Genomic DNA, 19,035 nt, shown 5'->3' with positions numbered 1-19,035 from the left:
CGGCGCCCGCCCGACCTGCATCGTGAAGGCGAGATCGCCCAGATCGGGTTGCCGGTCGGCGAGGAATCGCTCCAGATCCGCCACATAGGCGGCGAGACGTTCGGTGTCGCGCGCCGACACGGGCACGATCTGATCCCCGTGCCACGCCGTGCGGGGGCGGCGATCGACATACTCTTCGAGCACGACGTTGGCGTTCGCGCCGCCCGCGCCGAACGAGCTGACGGTGGCGCGGCGCGGCCCACCGGAGACCGGCCAGGCCAGTGCGCGGTCGGGGACCACGAACGGCGTGCCGCCGAAATCGATGTTCGGGTTCGGCGGCACGCTGTGCAGCGACGGCACGATGGTGTCGTGGCGCAACTGCAAGAGCACCTTGGTGAGCGCCGCGACGCCCGCCGCCGCCTCCAGGTGCCCGATGTTCGACTTCACCGATCCGAGCGGGATCGTGCTCGGCGCACCACCGAATACCTGTGCCAGACCCGCGATTTCGATGGGATCACCGAGCGCGGTGCCGGTGCCGTGCGCCTCGATGTAGGACACCGTCGCGGGATCCACGCCGCCGGCACGCAACGCGCGCCGGATCACCGCCGCCTGCACCGTGGGGTTGGGCACGGTGAAGCCGTTCACCCGGCCGCCGTGGTTGACGGCGGTGCCCTTGATCACAGCGTGGATGGTGTCGCCGGCCGCTTCGGCATCGGCCAACGGCCGCAGCACCAGTGCACCGACACCCTCGCCCGCCACATAACCGTCCCCGTCCGCGCCGAACGAGCGGCAGCGCCCGTCGGTGGAGGCGAACTGCCCCTGGCTGAGCGCGACGAACTTGTACGGGTGCAGCGACAGGTTCACCCCGCCGACGACAGCCAGCCGCGTCTCCCCGGTGCGCAGGCTCTGGCAGGCCAGATGCAGCGCGCTCAGCGACGACGAGCACGCCGTGTCGACCGCCATACTGGGCCCTTGCAGGTCGAGGGCATGCGAGACCCGATTCGGGATGCTCCAGAACGTCGAAGCGGGCAGCGTGCCCCGGCCGAGCCGGGACTCCTCCGCGCCGAACATCTGGTAGGTGCCCCACATCACGCCGACGAACACACCCGCGTCCTCCGGGCGCAGACCCACGCGAGCCAGCTCGCCGCGGTGGTAGCCCGCGTCCTCCATCGCCGCCCACGCCGTTTGCAGGAACAGGCGCTCCTGCGGGTCCATCACCTCCGCCTCGCGCGGCGAGATGGCGAAGAAGAGCGGATCGAAACAGTCGACGTCGTCGAGGAATCCACCCCACTTGGTGTAGGCGGTGTGGGGGTGGTGCCGCCCGGGGTGGAAGTACCGGCTGTGATCCCAACGCTCAGTGGGTATCTCGGTGACGCAGTCCCGCGCCTCCGCGAGCACCCGCCAGTATGCGTCCAGGTCGGGCGCGCCGGGGTACCGGCCGCTCACCCCGACGATGGCGATGTCGCCGCTGCCGACGGCGGGAGTCCACAGCGCTGCCGCCGACGCGGCCGTCGCGAAGTCCGGGGTCGCGTGCATCCCTGCGGCAGAGGGGATCTCACCGACAGGATCGCTCTGCCGGTGGAACGAGACAGAGTCCGAGCGCAGATGTGTCGCGCCGATGCTCACCGTGTCGGATTCCGCCCGGGGTGGCCTGACGCTCGCGCCGGGGGCGGGCGTGCTGTTCCGGTGCGATCCCGGAGCCGCACGGGTGCCGAGATCCGCGAGGTGGTCGGCTACCGCGCGGGGAGTCGGGTACTCGAAAGCCAGGGTGGCGGGGAGGCGGTGGCCGGTGGCGCGGGAGAGGTCGTCGCGAATCTCCATGGCGGCCACCGAATCCAGGCCGAGCTCGTGCAGCGGGCGGTCGAGGTCGGCGTCCGGGGCCAGCCCGAGGCAGCGGCGGACCAGTGCCTCCAACTCCGACCGCAGATCCGTGGACGCGCCGGCGGGATCGGAGGCCGGGAGGCGGAGTGGATCGGGTGCGTCACCCACCGGGTTGTCCACCGGTCCGAGCAGGTCCAGAAGTACCTCAGGCAGGTCCGGTGTGCGCGCGGCGGCGGGATCGATCGGGAGAACGGTGAGGGTGCCGGAAGCAGCGGAATCGAGTGCACCGCCGAGTGTTTCGAGCGCGTCACGCGCCAGCAGCAGACCGTACCCGCGCGCGGCGAGCCGGGCGACATCGGTGTCGGACAGCTGCCGCACCATACCCGTGTCCGCCCAAGGTCCCCAGGCGAGCGCGAGCGCGGGCAGCCCCGCCGCGGCCCGCGCCTCGGCGAGTGCGTCGAGGTAGGCGTTGGCGGCGCCGTACGCGGCCTGCCCTGGCAGGCCGACCACACCGGCGGCGGAAGAGAACAGGACGAAGAATCGCAGCGGCAGGTGCGCGGTGAGATCGTGTAAGTGCCGCGCGCCGTGCAGTTTCGGGGTCAGAACGGACCGCACGCGGTCGGCGTCCAAGCCGGTGAGCATGCCGTCGTCACGCACGCCTGCCAAGTGGACGACACCGTCCAAGGGGGCCAATTCGCGTGACACCCGTTCCAGCACCGCGGCGAGGGCGTCCCGATCGGCCGTGTCGGCGGACCAGACCTCGACCCGGGCGCGTTCGCGCAGGCGGTCGATGGTCGCGTTGTCGGTGTCGGACGCACCGCGGGATAGCAGGACGAGGGTGCGGGCGCCGCGGTTCACGAACCATTCGGCGAGGGTGAGGCCGATACCACCCGTGCCGCCGGTGATCAGGATCGTCCGATCGGGAGCGGGTGCGGGCGGTGCGAATCGCGCGGGTTCTATTGGGGCAAGCGCGGTTTCGGGGGCGAGCCTGGGCACGTACCGGCGTTCACCTCTGAGGGCCGTCTGTCCGAAGGGTTGGGTGCGCTCCCGCAGAGCAGACGGTGGAGCCGAATGGCCGGCCCCGATCGACGGCAGGCTCTCCAGTGGCCCGACCGACGTATGGCCACTCCCGGCAGTCGACAGGCTCGCCAGCGGCTCGAGCGACGAATGCCCGCTCTCGGCAGTAGGCAGGCCCCCCGGTGAGGCGGAAGGGGTAACGGAACCCTCGGACCAGGTCTTCGGCACACCTTCCGGTAGGTCGGACTGTACCGCCGGACCGCCGAAAGCCACCTCGTCCACGAGCCGTGACATCGGAGTGTTCGCGTCGTAGTCGATTACATGGCAACCGATTTCCGGGTGCTCCAGTTGCACCGAGCGGGCGAATCCCCACAGAGCCGCGCCGTCGGGAAGCACATTTTCGACGGGTTCGACGGGTTGCGCGTTCCGCGTCAGTACGCGCAACGCCCCGACACCCGCCCCCACCGCCGCCTGGGTGAAGTGCAGTGCGCCCACTACGGCGTCGGTGGCTTCATCCGGTCCGAACCCGGTGATGCCGGGCGCGTAGACGATTCCGCTGATCGGGGTGTGTCCGTCGCCCGCCGCGGCGAGCAGGGCCCGCACGGCCGCCGGAGAAGCAAGGTCGACTCTCAGCTCACCGTTAGGTTCGAACGACAGACCACGACCAGGTCGGGCCACGGCTACTTCCGCACCGCGAGAACGCAATTCGGAGGCGATGTCCGAGCCGAGCGGCCCGTCCGAAACCACCAGCCAGCGGCCGGATACCGGCCCGGTCGGCGCGGGATCGACGGCCCGCCAGATCATTCGATACGAGCCGCGAGCTGTGGTGCCCCGGTCCGAACGCTCTGTCGTCCGCATGACGCGGACCCCGTCTGCCGTCAACACCGGCCCACCTTCCTCGTCCAGCAGTCGCACCCGCGCGACCACCACCCGCTCCCCCTGCTCGAACACCCGCACGTGCGCGTATCGCGTGCGACGGAGGGTGGCGGCCGCGATGACGCGGTCGATCGCCACCGGAACCCACGTGTGGGCCCGGGATTCGGGCGCCATCGCGGCGTAGAGGGTGTGCAGTCCGGCGTCGAGCAGCACCGGATGCGTTGGTGTTCCGTCGAATTCGCCGCACGACAATGTGGCCAGGGCTTCGCCGTCGATGCGGCGGAGACCGATGATGCGCCGGAATGCCGGGCCGTAGTGGAGGCCCGAATCGGCCAGAGCCGCGTAGAAGTTCGACGGATCCTGGTGGTCTTCACATCGGGCCTGAAGGTCGTCGAGCGACGAACGCTCCGCCGCGGAAGTCTCGTGGGTCAGGCGAGCCCGCGCATGTACTTGGCGGCCGTCCGGGTTCTCGCTCGACACCGCCACCGCGAAACCGGCCGCCTCCGGAACGAAACGGAGGTGTATCAGGTGTCGTCCGGTCAGGGTCAGCCCGGTGACTATGACGAAATCATCGAGCGCGAGCGGGTGGTCGACAGTCAGTTCCTGTGCGGCGGTATAGATCGTCGTGACGAACCACGCGCCGGGCACGACGATATCGCCGCCGAGTCGGTGGTCGCCGAGGTATCCGGGGGCGGCCGCGTCGAGCGTGAGGGTGAATTCGATCTCCGGCCCTGAAGTAGCGGCGCGCACTGGGCGCGCCATCCCTCCCTCGAACAGACCCGACCTTGCGCCCGCCGAGGGGGCGGCGTCGATCCAATAGCGTTGCCGCTGGAACGGATAAGTCGGGGCCGGCACCGACCGGGCGTGGTGGCCCCGGAACACTCGCTCCCAGTTCAGCGCCGCCCCTGCGGTGTACAAGTGGCCGAGGGACGTGCTGATCGCCGTGGCGTCGTCGGTGCCCCGGTGCAGGGAGGGCACGAAAGTGGCGCTCTCGGGCAGGGTTCGACGGCCAAGGACCGATAGTGTCGCCGAGGGCCCGACCTCGAGGAACAACCCGATCCCGCGCTCCGACAACGCTTCCAGGCCCGGCGCGAAACGCACCGGCTGCCGGGCCTGATCAGCCCAGTAGCGCGGGGTGAACGGTCCGGTCATCAGGGTCCCGGTGACCGAGGAGACGAGGGGTAGGGCGGGTTCGGTCGCGGGTAGGTGGGCGGCGGCCGCAGCGAGATCGTCGAGGATGGGATCCATGCGGGCGGAGTGGAACGCGTGCGATACCGGCAGCGGAGCACAGCGAATTCCCTCGTGCCCCAATTCCTCTCGCAACGCGGCTAGGTCGTGGCGACCGCCCGCGACGACGATCTGCCGCGGGCTGTTGTACCCGGCGACCGACAGCGCCGGGTATCGGCCCAGGTGGGATTCGACCTGCGTGGCCGAGGCGTCGACCGCGAGCATGGCGCCGTCACCGGGCAAGCTCTGCATCAACCTGCCCCTCGTCGCGACCAATCCCAGCGCGTCGTCGGGGTCCATCGCGCCCGCCGCGCAGGCCGCCACGTACTCCCCCACGCTGTGGCCGAGCACGGCGGCGGGCGTCAGGCCCCAATCCCGCCACAGGCACCACAGCGCCCACTCGACGGCGAAGAGGGCCGGCTGGGCGAACACGGTCCGCTCCAGTCGATCCGCAGCGGGGCCGTAGAGGGCGTCGAGCAGGCCGATTCCATCTTCGATCGGGCCCAGCACGGTATCGCAGTGCTCGAGGGCTTCGCGGAACACCGGTTCGGATTCGAACAGGCCGCGAGCCATTCCGGGGTACTGCGAGCCCTGTCCGGTGAACAGCACTCCGATCGCCGGAACGGCGGCGCGGTCGACTCGACCGCGCAGGACAGTGCCGGAGGTGAGTTCGCGCGCGGCAATCTCGGCGTCCTGTGCGACGACAGCGATGCGGTGCTCGAAATGGGTGCGCGCCACGGCCGCCGTGCACGCGAGATCCTCGAACCGTGATTCGTTGCTATGCAGCGTGTTCGACCATCGGTCGGCCAGCTCGGCAAGGGCAGTCTCGGTGCGGGCGGACAGGACCAGCAACCGGGCCGCACCAGACCCGGTCGGTGTTGCGACGGCAGGTCCGGCGCCGGATGCGCGCTCGTACGACGGTTCCGGCGCGGACAGGATCACGTGGGCGTTGGTGCCGCTCATGCCGAACGAGCTCACTCCGACCGCCCGTGGTCCCGTCGTGTCCGGCCACGGGTGTGACGTGGTGGCCACGCGTAACGGCACGCTGTCCCAAGGGATGTGGGGGTTCGGCGGGTCGGCGTGCAGGGAGGGTGGGATGTGGCCGTGCTCCAGCATGAGCACCGCTTTGATCACGCCCGCCACCCCGGCGGCCGCCTCGGCGTGCCCGATGTTCGACTTCACCGAACCGATGAGCAGCGGATGGGTCCGCGCGACCCCGTAGACGTCCGCGAGCGCGCCCGCTTCGATGGGATCTCCCAGAGGCGTTCCGGTGCCGTGTGTTTCGACGTATGCGATCTGATCCGGATCCATACCCGCCCGGGACAGCGCGTCGGCGAGCACCCGGCGCTGAGCGGACCCGTTCGGGGCCGTCAGCCCGTTGGAGCGACCGTCGTGGTTCACCGCGATGCCGCGCACCACGGCCAGTACCCGGTCGCCGTTGCGGCGCGCCGACGAAAGTCGGGTCACCACGAGGACGCCGCATCCGTCGGCGCGGACGTATCCGCTGGCGGCGGCGCCGAACGCCCGGGAACGGCCGTCGGGTGACAGTGCGCCGATCCGGCAGAACCCCAGGGTGGTCTCCGGGGCCAGTTGCAGGTTGACACCACCGACCAGCGCGAGGTCGCATCGACCGGCGCGCAGGCTGTCCGACGCCGATTGGAGCGCGACAAGCGACGACGAGCACGCGGTGTCGAGCGTGAGCGCCGGACCACGCAGGCCCAGCGTGTAGGCGAGACGGCCCGCAGCCACGCTGGGCGCCGAGCCGATCACCGAATACGCCCCGACCGCTGCCGGATCGAGTGCGGCCGTGCGGGTTCCGGGGTACTCGCTGAAGCACAGCCCGACGAAGACACCGGCGTCGCTGCCGGACAGGCCACCCGGCGCGCGACCGGATCGCTCCACCGCCTCCCACGCCGTTTCCAGCAGCAGCCGCTGCTGCGGGTCCATCGCCCGCGCCTCCGCCGCGCCGATCCCGAAGAACTCGGCGTCGAATTCGTCGACACCGTCGAGGAATCCACCCCACCGCGTGTACATGGTGCCCAGCGCGGCCGGGTCGGGATCGAAGAAGCGGTCGATATCCCACCGTTCCGGTGGCACTTCCGTCACGGCGTCCCGCCCGTCGCGCAACAACTGCCAGAACTGTTCGGGGGTGCGTACGCCCCCGGGGAATCGGCAGGCCATGCCGACGATGACAATCGGGTCGTCGTCGGCCGAGTCAGCCGCACGATGCGGTGCACTACCGGCCGCGCGATTCCGCTCGCCTCGATACCGCTCACCCTCATCCGCGCTCGGCTGGTTCAGCGCGAACGACCCTGCCGCACCAGGTTCCGGCGTCTGTGGCCGCGAATCACCCCGCGGGGGCACAGGTGTCACCGAAGTGCTGACGATGCCATCCAGCGAACCAGGTTGCGGCACAGGGTGCTTCGACGATCCCGTCACGTCGCCCAGGGCGCGGCTCTTGCGTTGCAGTAGGCCGGCGATTTCGCGGACCGTCGGGTAGTCGAAGACCAGGGCGGCGGGTAGTGGGGCTCCGAGTTCGGTGGCCAGCGCGGCGCGCAGTTCCATGCCGGTGAGGGAGTCGACACCGTTGTCGTGCAGGGGCTGGTCGGGGTCCAGGGGTGCGCTGCGGTCGAGGACGCGCATGGTGACCTGTTGGACCACGGTGATCCAGTGATCTATGCCGGGTTCTCGGTGGTTGCTGCTCAGGGACCGGGGCTCCCCGGGTGACTGGTCGGCGGTGCGCGTGGCTGCGCCCCGGCCGGAGACGTCATCCACCGATCCGCCGGACGCACGCGTAGTCGACGGGTCCGCGCTGGGCGAGGGTTGTGCGGGATAGTTCGCGTACCAGCGGTCGGGGACGAAGTCGAACACTCCCGGCGCCGTCGCGGCCGTCGTCAGGAAGTGGTTCAGCGCGAGAGTGGCGTCGGGCGCGGTCAGGGGCGGTAGGCCCGCTCGGGTGAGGCGAGCGAGGAGGGCGTCCTGGCCGGCAGCCATGCCGACATCGGCGAACGGGCCCCACGCGACGCTCAGCGCGGGAAGGCCTTCCGCACGGCGTCGCCATGCCAGGGCGTCCAGGGCAGCGTTGGCGGCGGCGTAGTTCGCCTGGCCCGGGGTGCCGAGGACGCCCGCGACGGACGAGTACGTGAGGAAGAGGCGGAGGCTGTCGCCGCGCGTGAGCTCGTCGAAGTGCCTTGCGGCGGTGTACTTCGCGGCGAGCACCGCCTGGAACCGCTCCCAGGATTGTCCGGTGAGCACACCGTCGTCCAGTACGCCCGCGCAGTGCACGATGCCGTGCAGTGGCGGGAGCCCGGCGGCGGGCAGGCCGCCGAGCAAAGCGGCCACGGCGGCGCTATCACCGACGTCGGCCTGCCGCGTCACGACGCTGATTCCCTTGTCCCGCAAGGTGTTGACCAGCGATCTGCCGGTCTCGTCCGGCGCGCTCCTGGCGACGAGCAACAGGTGCCGGGCGCCCCGCTCGGCCAGCCAGCGCACGGCCGCCGCACCCAGCCCGCCGAAAGCCCCGGTGACGATGTAGGTTCCGTCATCGGTGATCGTCGGCAGGACTGCGGCTTCGGAGCGCACCACCACCCGACCGGGATGGTCGCGCTGCCACACCTTGCGCAATGCGGTAGCCGCCTCGGCCGCCGGGTGCACGGTGTGCGGCAGGGGACGCAGAACTCCTTCGTCTGCCAGCGCCGCGATCCGCGCCAGCGCGACGCCGAGACGGTCGGTTCCGATCTCGGCGAGATCGAGCCTAGGGAGCCCGGCACGGTGAGGACCTTGGTGCGGTGCATGATTCGCCGCGCCACCAGCCCGGCCGACACCGGAGTAGGTCTGGCCGTCATCAGGGCCGGAACGCATCAGCCGGCCTTCAACGGTGGCGCGTAGCTCGGCCTCCGTGCGAGGGCGCACTCGCTCGGCATCGCTGAGACCAGGCCGCATCTCCTCGACCTCGCCGACGGGCACGTTCACCCCCTCGGCGACAGGGCGCACCTGTTCGGCGTCGAACACCTCGACAAGCTGTCCTCGCGGGTTCAGCAAAGCCAGCCCGGTGTCGGCGAATTCCGGGGTCACCGCGCTCAGCACCACGTCGAAACCTGCGCCGCCGGAGCGGTCCCACATGTCCGCGACGAAATCTCGTGCACGCCAATCCGGTACGGCCCCCAGATCATGTCCGTGCTCAGCGGCCCACCGGCGCAGCGCGGGGGTCACGACCAGTTCGGCTCCCAGGTACACGGCGACCTGGACGGCGGCGATGCCGAATCCGTCGGCGGGGGCGTGCACCATGACCCGGCCGCCGCGGCGCAGGTTGCCGAGGTCGACCAGCGCGCACCATGCGGAGGCGAAAGCGATTGGCAGGGTGGCGCATTCGGTGTCCGAAAGGTGCGCGGGTGCCGGGGCCACCAGCGTGCGGGGGACGTTCACCCATCCCGCGAGGCTTCCGTCGGCCAGTGCCACCACCCGGTCGCCGATCGCGAGGCCGGTCACCTTCGCGCCGACCGCGCTGATCCGGCCCACGCATTCGCGCCCCAGCGACGCGGGGCCGCTGGTGCGCAAGCCGCGCGCCGACCACACATCCGAGGAATTCACTCCCGTAGCGGTGACCTCGATCTGGACTTCGCCCGGCTCGGGTGAGCGTCTGGGGGCGGAAACGATCCGCACGCGGTCGAGCTCTCCCGACCGATCGGCCTGAATCCGGTAGTCCGTGTCATCGGACGCGAGGCCGGGAGCCACCCGCGCGGACAACACCCGGTCATCGCGGAGTGCGAGTTCCTCGCCGGAGGACGAGAACAGCGCGGCGGCAAGCGAATCGGTCGACGGCAGCCGACCGTGCTCCAGATCGAGAAGGCGGCAGCGCAGTTCGGGGTGTTCGGTGCGCAGCACCCGGCCGATGCCCCACAGCAGTGCCTGCTCGGGGTCGGGGCGGTCGCCGGGCACCACTCGCTGCGCACCGGTCGTCACCAACCAGAGTGCTCGTGGGGCGGCGCCGGATTCGGCCAGGTGCGTGACCAGCCGCAGAACGGTGGAGACGAGCACAGGGATAGGGGTGCCGGTCCACGCGACCACTACTCCGACCGGACTCGGAGGGGAACCGGGGAGGACGCGCTCGTCACGTCCCGCGACCGCATCCGGAAGGCCGGCGAGGGGTGAGTCGGACGGCGGATCATCGGATTCGGTGGGCGTCTCGATGAGCACGGCGTCGGCGTCGCGTGCCGTGAGGTGGTCCGCGATGGCCGCGCCGAGTGTGCCCCCGCCCAGTACCCACCACCGTCCGGTCGCCTCGACGGACTGCCGCGCCTCGGCCGGCTCCCAGGCGATGTGGTGGAGGAGATCGGCAATGCGGCTGGCGGGCGAGGAGATACGCGTCGCGTCCGAGTTCGTGGCGTCGAAACGCACGAGTGGGTTCCGGCGTTCGGTGCCGGCGACGCCCTCGGGGTCAACGGCCGCCATGAGGCAGATGCCGTCCGCCCGAACCAGGACATGCCCCTCGGCGTCACTCAGCGTGAGATCACCGACGACGACGCGATCTCCCGGCTCGGTGATGCGGACCCGAAGAGTGAGCCGGTCGGTGCCGGACGCGGGCTGGGCCAGGATCTCGAGCCGGTCGATGGCCGTCGGCAGGAAGAGGTTTCGTTGCGTCCCGTCGGCGGTGAGGGCGAGGCCGTGCAGGCAGCTGTCCAGCAGGGCGGTGTCGACGGTCGTGGGCGCCCGCAGTACGGCGGTCGCCTCGTTCGGTCCCGAACGGTGGAAGCGCAAGCCGCGCCGGTGATCCGGGCCGAGCGTGAGTCCGTGCGCGGCGATTCGATCGTAGTAGGTGCTCCAGGGGTCCGCGACGGTGCCGAGGACGGTGTGCCGCCGATCGGAGCCGAGGTTGCCGGCAGCGCCCCCGGGTTCCTCCCGCAGACCTCCGACAAGGTTGGGGACCACCTCGATTGCACTGGGGCGCAGAACAGCTCGGGCCACCACTCCGCCGTCGACGTTCTCCGACCGGAACACGACCGCATAGCCGGTGTCGTCCGGCGTCAGCTCCAGCCCGACAACGGAGGCTGCGCGCACGGCCAGGGGTGTCACCAAGGTGAGCCGCTCGATGCGCCACGTGCCGGGCAAATGCGCCGCCACATCCCCGAGCCGCGCACACATCCACGCGGCGGGAACGGTGGGAATGCCGTGCAGCCTATGGTGATCGAACGATTCCGGAACGATCGGCAGTTCGTACACCTCGCCCGACGCCGCCGGCCTCCCCCGGACCTGGCGCACGTCCTCGAGGTCGAGCCAGTGCCGCTTGCGCTGGAAGGGGTAGTGCGGCAGGTCGAGCGAACCGCCGCGATAGTCGGGATACTCGCCTGCCCAGTCGATTTCGTCGCCGCCTAGGTATCGACGCGCCAGCGCGTCCTGCGCCTCCGAAGGACTCGCACCGAGCCGGAGCAGCGCGCCGGGCTCCGCGGCACCGGACCCCACCGCGCGCAGACCGGCCGTCGCCTGATCGAGATCGTCGAACAGCAGCACGACCCGTTCGGCGAAGTGCGTCCGCCCGGCGTTGGCCGCCGCACACAGTCGACGCGGATCGGTGTCGGGGTGGGCGTCGAGGAAGTCCGCGTATCTGGACGAGAGTTCCTTCAGCGCGGGCACATTCACCGCTGATACGGCTAGCAGATGAGACCCCTTGTGCAACACCGGGACAGCGGCAGTCTGCTCCCGTGCCTCGTCCGTAGTCGATGGCGCCTCTTCCAGAATGATGTGCGCGTTCGTGCCGCTGATGCCGAACGCGCTGATCCCCGCGCGCCGCACCCGCTCTCCCCGCGCCCACGCGCGACCGGTATCCGCCACCCGGACACCGAGGCGATCCCAATCGATATGCGGGTTTCCCGTCCGGAAGTGCAGCGACGCCGGAATGTATTCATGGCGCAGGGATTCGACGACCTTGACGATATTGGCGATTCCGGCCGCCGCCTGGGTGTGGCCGAGGTTGGATTTCACCGAGCCGATCCACACGGGCCGATCCGCAGGCCGGTGTTCGGCCAGTGTCGCCGCGATCGCCTCCACCTCGACCGGGTCGCCGAGCGCTGTCCCGGTGCCGTGCGCCTCCACGTAATCGACCGTGTCACCGTCGATTCCGGCGTCGTCGAGCGCCGCGCGGATGACGCGCTCCTGCGCCGGACCGTTCGGGGCGCTCAGGCCTTGGCTGCGGCCGTCGGAATTCACCGCCGTACCGCGGATCACCGCCAGCACCCGGTCACCGTCGCGGCGGGCGTCGGCGAGACGCTTCAGTATCAGCGCGCCCGCACCGTCGCTCCACACCACGCCGTCCGCGCGGGCGTCGAAACTCTTGCAGCGCCCGTCGGCGGCGAGACCCCGGGCGCGGGCGAAATAGATGTCCAGCGACGGCGTGAGAACCACGGTGGCGCCGCAGGCCACGGCGAGATCGCTCTCCCCGGCGCGCAGGCTCCGCGCCGCGAGGTGGACCGCGACCAGCGAGGACGAGCAGGCGGTGTCCACCGTCAGACTCGGCCCCTGCGCGCCGAGGAAGTACGACAGCCGCCCCGACGCCACGCTCGCCAGATTGCCGGTGCCGAACCACGCGTCCGGCGCGATGTTCGCGCGCGCCATCCGCTCCGCGTAATCCTGCGACATGAGCCCGGTGAACACACCGGTGCGACTGCCCGCCACTGCGTGCGCCGGAATTCCCGCGTGCTCCACTGCTTCCCAGGTGACCTCCAACAGCAACCGCTGCTGCGGGTCGAGCATCCTGGCCTCGCCCGCGCTGATCCCGAAGAACCCGGCGTCGAAATCCTCGACACCGTGTACGAATCCCCCCCACCGGGTGTAGGTCTTGCCGTCGGCGTCCGGGTCGGTGTCGAAGTACGCGTCCACATCCCAGCGGCTGGGCGGGACCTCCGACACCGCGTCGGTTTCGGAAATCAGCAACTGCCACAGATCATCCGGGCCGTGAATGTCGCCGGGATAGCGGCAGCCGACACCGATGATGGCGATGGGGTCGGTGACCGATGCCTCGGGCGCCTCCGCGGAGACAGCGGCGGTGACGATGCGGGGAGCGGCAACGGCACCCGCCGTAGTAGCTGTGCCGGTCGCGGCAGCGGTCATGCCGGTAGTTCCGGTGTCTGCTGTGTTGGCGACGGCGGCAACGTTCGCGGCGTCAGGCTCGGCAATGTGAGCAACTTCGGCGGCGGGGGGTGCGGTGGCAGCCGGCTGGAGTGCGGCGGCGAACGCAGCAGCGGCGGGAACGGCGACGGCAGCGGCCGCTGCGGATTCAGGGACGGCGCCATCGGCCGCGTCTACGGTGTCGGCAACAGCGGCGCCCGGGGCCGCGGCGGTGAGTGAGCTGGCAGCAAGAGCGGGCGGGTGGGGCGCGAGTTGTGCTCCCGGCTTGAATGATTCAGCGCTCCCGGCAGCCACGAGCTTGGCGAGTTCACTCGCGACGGCGGTGACCGTCGGGTGGTTGAAGAGCAACGTCGCGGGGAGGCGGACGTGCAGCTCATCGGAGAGGGTGTTGCGGAGGTCGACCGCCATCATGGAGTCCATGCCGAGGTCCCGCAGCGGGGTGCGAGGCGGGACGCCGTCGGTGCGACCCAATGCGGCGGCGGCGTGGCGCTCTACCAGGGCGGTCAAGTCGGCGTGTGCGCGTACCGGGGCGGATTCGGGGTGCGGATCAACCTGACGGGTCGTGTCCGATCCGGCGACAGGGTCCTGTGCCGGACGCAGCCTCGGCAGAGTGACCGCCCCCGTCTCCATGGCGGACTCTGCACCAGCCAACCGTCCCGACGGGTGGGTCGGCTCCGTCTCCATGGCGGACTCCGGGACGGCGCCCTGTGCCAGCGACCGGACCGCACCCGGTGCGGCCGAAGACTCCGACTCCACGGCGAACCCCACCTCGGCCCCTTGTGCCAGCGAAGGGACCGCATCGGGCATGGCCGAAGGCTCCGATGCAGCGGGCCGATCCAGCTCGCATTCGAAGCGCGACTCTGCTCGAGAAGGGCGCGAAAGTGATTCCTCAGCAGTCGATTCAGTCGCACCGATCATCGGTGACGTGCTCGAGACTTGGGGGGTGGGAGTCGGGGCGAGTAGTCCGCTCGGGTCCGGGTGGACCGAGTAAACACCGCGGGCGGTGAGTAATCGGTGGAGGATATGTCGGCCCGCGACGGGGTCGAGCAGGCCGACACCTTTGCGGTGCCAGGCCGCGACGGCGGTGGGGATCAGAGCTGCCGCCATGCCGGTGGCTGCCCAGGGTCCCCACTGGATGCTGACGGCCGGGAGTCCGTCGGCCAGGCGGAGTTCCGCCAGACCGTCGAGGTAGGCGTTGGCGGCGGCATAGTTGGCCTGACCGGCCGTGCCGATCACCGCGCTCACGGAGGAGAACAGGACGAACAGGTCCAGCGGCAATCCGGCGGTGAGTTCGTGCAGGTGCCAGGCGCCGCGGGACTTGCCCGCGAACACCGCGCGCACCCGTTCGGGGGTCTGCTGGATGAGCGGCGCGTCGTCGGTCACGCCCGCGCAGTGCAGGATCCCGCGCAGCGGGGGCAGGTCGTTGCCGAAGCGGGCGATCAACGCCGCCAGCGCGGAGCGGTCGCCGAGATCGAGCGTCACGGTGTCGATGCGGACGCCCGCGGCGCGCGCTCGCGCGATCGTCGCCGACGCGCGCTCGCCGGGAGTGTTCCGCCCGACCAACACCAACGTCCGGGCCCCGCACTCGACCAGCAGCTCCGCGACGTGCCCACCGAGCGCGCCGAATCCGCCGGTGATCAGGTAGGCCGCGTCCGGACGCACGGCGGCGTCAGGCGCGGGCGGGGAATGCTGGACGCGCACAGGGACGTAACGAACTCCGGCCCGGAGGGAAACCTCGGGTGTCTCTGCGTCCGAACGGAGTTCGTCCACCAGGTGCGCGGCACCCAGTTCGTCACCCGGCACATCGATGGTCCGGCACCGGAGTTCGGGAAGCTCGGTGCGTACGACCGCGCACAGTCCCCGCAATGCGTCTGCCGCAGGCCGGACCCGATCGCCGGGCAACACCGCGGTCGCGCCCGTCGTCACCACGAACAGCGGACCCGCGTCGACGGTGTCGGCGGCGGTGCGGACCAACGTCAATAGTTCCGACACCGCTGTGGCGGCTGTGTCGGGATCCTCCGCGTCGCCCGACAGGACGTACACGAGGGCGTGGCCGCTCAGGTTCTCGGGACCGAAGGAACTTCCCGGCGGGGTGAGTGAGGGTGCCGCGTCGCCGGATTCGTGGGCGGAACCCGGTGCGACATATCCGGCATCTGCTCCGCTCTCGGTTGCCGGAGCCGCCGAATCCGCGAAACCACCCGCCACCGCCCCGTGGACGAGAACGCGGGAGGTCGGCCGGTCAGCTCCCCGTGCGGCAATCCGCACGGCTTGACCGGCCGAACACAAGCCTGCGGCAACGGTTTCCGCGCCGGTGCCGAAGACGAGCCAAGAGCGGGTGGTCGCGGCGCCAACACCTGCCATCCGCCGCCATCGCACCGTACGGATCGGAACCGCGTTCGTGGTGCCGGTCGCTGAATCAGGCGCACTCTCATCACGCGGCAGCTCGACGGCCAGTGCAGTCCGAGCGGTTTCTGTTGCCGCGTAGGTAATTTCGTCCATCTCGGCGACGAGGTTTCCGAACCCATCGAACAAACGCACACTCACCGTCGGACCGGTCCGCGTCGCCACCGCACGAGCGATCGACCCCTCGAACGCACCGCGGAGGCGCAGCCTGCCGATGCCGATCGGAAGGTGCGCCGCGCCGCCGCGTTCATACAGCGCGAGTCCCGTCTGCACCGCCGCGTCCACCAGGCAGACCAGTGTGGCGGTCGGGTCGACTGCCAGCGCGGCCGGGCGCTCGAGCTGGGCCGTGATTCGCGCGCCGTCGCCGCGCAGCCCGGTGATCCACCGGAACGCCGACCCGAACTCGAGCCCGAATCCCGCACACCACCGGTAGAACTCGTCGGAATCGCGCACCGTCGATCCCCCGGCCCGCGTCGAATCCTCGCGATCCGCAGCATGATCCGCTCCGGATCGGACGAGCAGAGCGGTGGCGGCACCGGCGTCGAAGGCGACCTCGATGCCGTCAGCCGCTGCCGAAAGCCGCGGCGGGGTGAGCTGTTCCACGGGGAGCGCGCGCGTGACAGCGAAGTCCCTCAGCTCGTGCCCTTCGCCCACGGCCCGCAGCGCCGTCACCGCCAAGTAGGCGGCGGGGACGATCGCCCACCCCCGATATCGATGTTCCGCCAGGTAGGCCGGGGCTGCTGCGCCGCCGATCGGTACGGACGCACGGCCGACCTGGGCAGTAGCGCTGTCGACCGGAACAGGAGCACCACGGGCTGGGCCGGTGACGCTGCCGGCCGGAGCAACAGTGTCACCTACCAGGTCGAAGGCACTACCGACCGGAACATCGCCAGCCGGAGCGGCGGCGGCAACGGCCGCACATCCTACCTCCGCCGCCCGATCGGACACCACGTAACGCCGACGTTCGAACGGATACGTCGGCAGACCATGCCGCCGCCGCACCTCCCCGGGAAACACCGCACCCCAATCGATTTCACCCCCGCGCCGATAGATCTCCCCGAGGCTCGTCAGAGTCGGCGTCTCGTCGACGGCGGCGCGATGCATCGTCGCGAGCCACCGGGCCGGATCACCATCGAGAACTTGCCTGCCGAAACCGAGCAGGACGGGGTGTGGCCCCACTTCGAGGTAGAGGTCGGTATCGAAACCCTCTGCGGCTCGGAGCGAGTCGGCGAAGTGCACCGCCGAACGGGCATGGTCACGCCAATGACGCGAGTCGAGCGAATCGACCTGTACCCCCGCGATATTCGAGACAAGGGGGATCGCCGGAGTACGCGGAGAGCCGAGCACATCGGCGGCGGCACGTTCGAACTCGTCCAACACCGGATCCAGCAGCGGCGAGTGGAACGCGGTATCCCCCGGAAGCTCCACCGCGCGCACGCCTCGAGCCTCGGCCGCATCCCGCAACCTCCGCACACCGGACGCCGACCCCGAGACCACGAACTGGCCGGGTGCGTTCACCGCGGCGATCGCGACGGAATCCGCCAGCTCGGCAAGCCCTTCCGCGAAATCCTCCGGTGCCGCGAAGAGTGCCGCCATCGCCCCGCGCGGGGCACCCTGCATCAACCGTCCGCGCACGACGGCCAGCCGCACGCCTTCCTCCGGACCGAACGCACCCGCCACGGCGGCGGCGACCAACTCACCCAGGCTGTGCCCGACCACCGCCACCGGCCGCACACCCCACGACTCCCAGAGGCGTGCCGCCGCCCACTCCACCGCGAACAGGACCGGCTGCGCGTACTCCGTGCGCGCCAGCGCGACATCGTCGGCGTCGAACAGCAAGTCCCGCAACCGAAGTCCGCCCGCGAGGACACCTGCCGCACGGTCACAGCGCTCGAACTCGTCGCGGAACACCGGAAATCGCCCGAACAGCGCCCGTCCCATCCCCGCGTACTGCGATCCCTGCCCCGTGAACAGCACCGTGATGCGCGGCGCGCGTTCGTATTCCGGCACGGGCACCGCCGCGCCCAACGCATCGACGGCCTCCTCCACCGACCGCGCGACCGCGACGCGCCGCCGGGAGAAATGCTGCCGCCCCAGCGCGGCGGTGGCCGCCACCTCCGGCAACGGGAGATCCCCTGACACCAACCGCGCACTGTAGCGCTCCGCCGACGCGGCCACCGCGGATTCCGTGCGGGCCGAGAGCACAAGCAGTTCCGGCCGTTCCGGCACCGCTTCCCCGTCCGGAAGCGCGGGCGCCTCCTCCAGCACGACATGCGCGTTGGTGCCCGCGAACCCGAACGAACTCACCCCGGCCCGGCGCGGCACCGCACCCGACGGCCACGGCACATCCTCGCGTGCGATCTCGAACGCGCTGCCCGCCAACACGATCCGGGGGTTGACCGTTCCGAATCCGGGCTGCCGAGGGATCGTCCCATGCTCGAACATGAGCACCGTCTTGATCAGCCCGGCGATACCCGCGGCGGCCTCCAGGTGCCCGATCTGCGCTTTCACCGAACCGATCCGGACCACCGACTCGTCGAGGCGCGCGGGGAACACCTGCGCCAGCGCCTCGATCTCGATCGGATCACCCAAGGGTGTGCCGGTGCCGTGCGCCTCCAGGTAGTCGATCTGCTCGGCCACGCATCCGGCGTCGGCGAGGGCGGTGCGCACGAGTTCGGTTTGCGCCACCGGATTCGGCGCGGTCAGCCCGAGGGAACGGCCGTCGTGGTTCACCGCGGAACCCCGGATCACGGCCCGGATGTCGTCGCCGTCCGCGACGGCGCGCGAGAGCCGCTTCAGCACGACCACCCCGGCGCCCTCGCCGCGCACGTAGCCGTTGGCGGCGGCGTCGAACGGGCGGCAGTGCCCATCCGGGGAGAGCGCGCCCATGCGCGCGAGCGCCTCGGTGGTGAGCTCGGATTGGAGCAGGTTCACGCCACCCGCGAGCGCGACCTCGCACTCCCCCGCGCGCAGACTCGTCACCGCCTGGTGCACGGCGACCAGCGACGACGAGCACGCGGTATCGATCGCGACCGCGGGACCGCGCAGGCCGAGCAGGTACGACACCCGGCCCGCGACGATGCTCGGCATGGTTCCGGTGAGGGTGTGCGCGTCGACCGAGCGCACCCCGTCCGGGGTGATGGCGCGCTGGTACTCCTGCCAGCTGACGCCGAGGAACACCCCCGCGCGCGACTCGCCGGCACCGGGCGCCAGGGCCGCGTCTTCCATCGCCTCCCAAGCGACTTCGAGGATCAGCCGCTGCTGCGGGTCCATCGCGGCGGCCTCGCGCGGCGCGATGCCGAAGAAGTCGGCGTCCAGCACGTCGACCGGTCCGGCGAGCAGTCCGGCCCGCCGGTTCGCCCCGCGCGGCGCATCGTCGGCGACGGGCACACGGGCGGACGGCGTTTCGACGATGGCGTCGGCGCCCGCGGCCAGCAGCGCCCAGAATCGGTCCGGATCGTCGGCGCCGCCGGGGAATCGGCACCCCATGCCGATGATCGCGATCGGCTCGCGCCGGGCGGACTCCAGTTCCTCGATGCGACGCAGTGCCTTGGTCAGTACGACGCGTAGTTCATACTCCCCGTCCGACAT

1 protein-coding gene (cut by a window edge) is annotated in these 19,035 nt (G+C 70.7%); it reads right to left on the bottom strand.

Going from position 1 to position 19,035, the window contains the following annotated elements; genetic code table 11:
- Nucleotides 1-19,035, bottom strand: the 5' portion of a protein-coding gene (locus OHB21_RS24015) for a type I polyketide synthase (protein WP_195126532.1). 3,858 nt of this gene lie to the left of the window's left edge; the window shows 19,035 of its 22,893 coding nt (coding positions 1-19,035); the start codon lies at nt 19,033-19,035; its stop codon lies beyond the left edge, outside the window.

Source organism: Nocardia puris (genome assembly GCF_036051655.1).
Lineage (GTDB): Bacteria > Actinomycetota > Actinomycetes > Mycobacteriales > Mycobacteriaceae > Nocardia > Nocardia puris.
The sequence above is the reverse complement of the archived record's forward strand: the minus strand, read 5'-3'. Positions and strand labels throughout refer to the sequence as shown.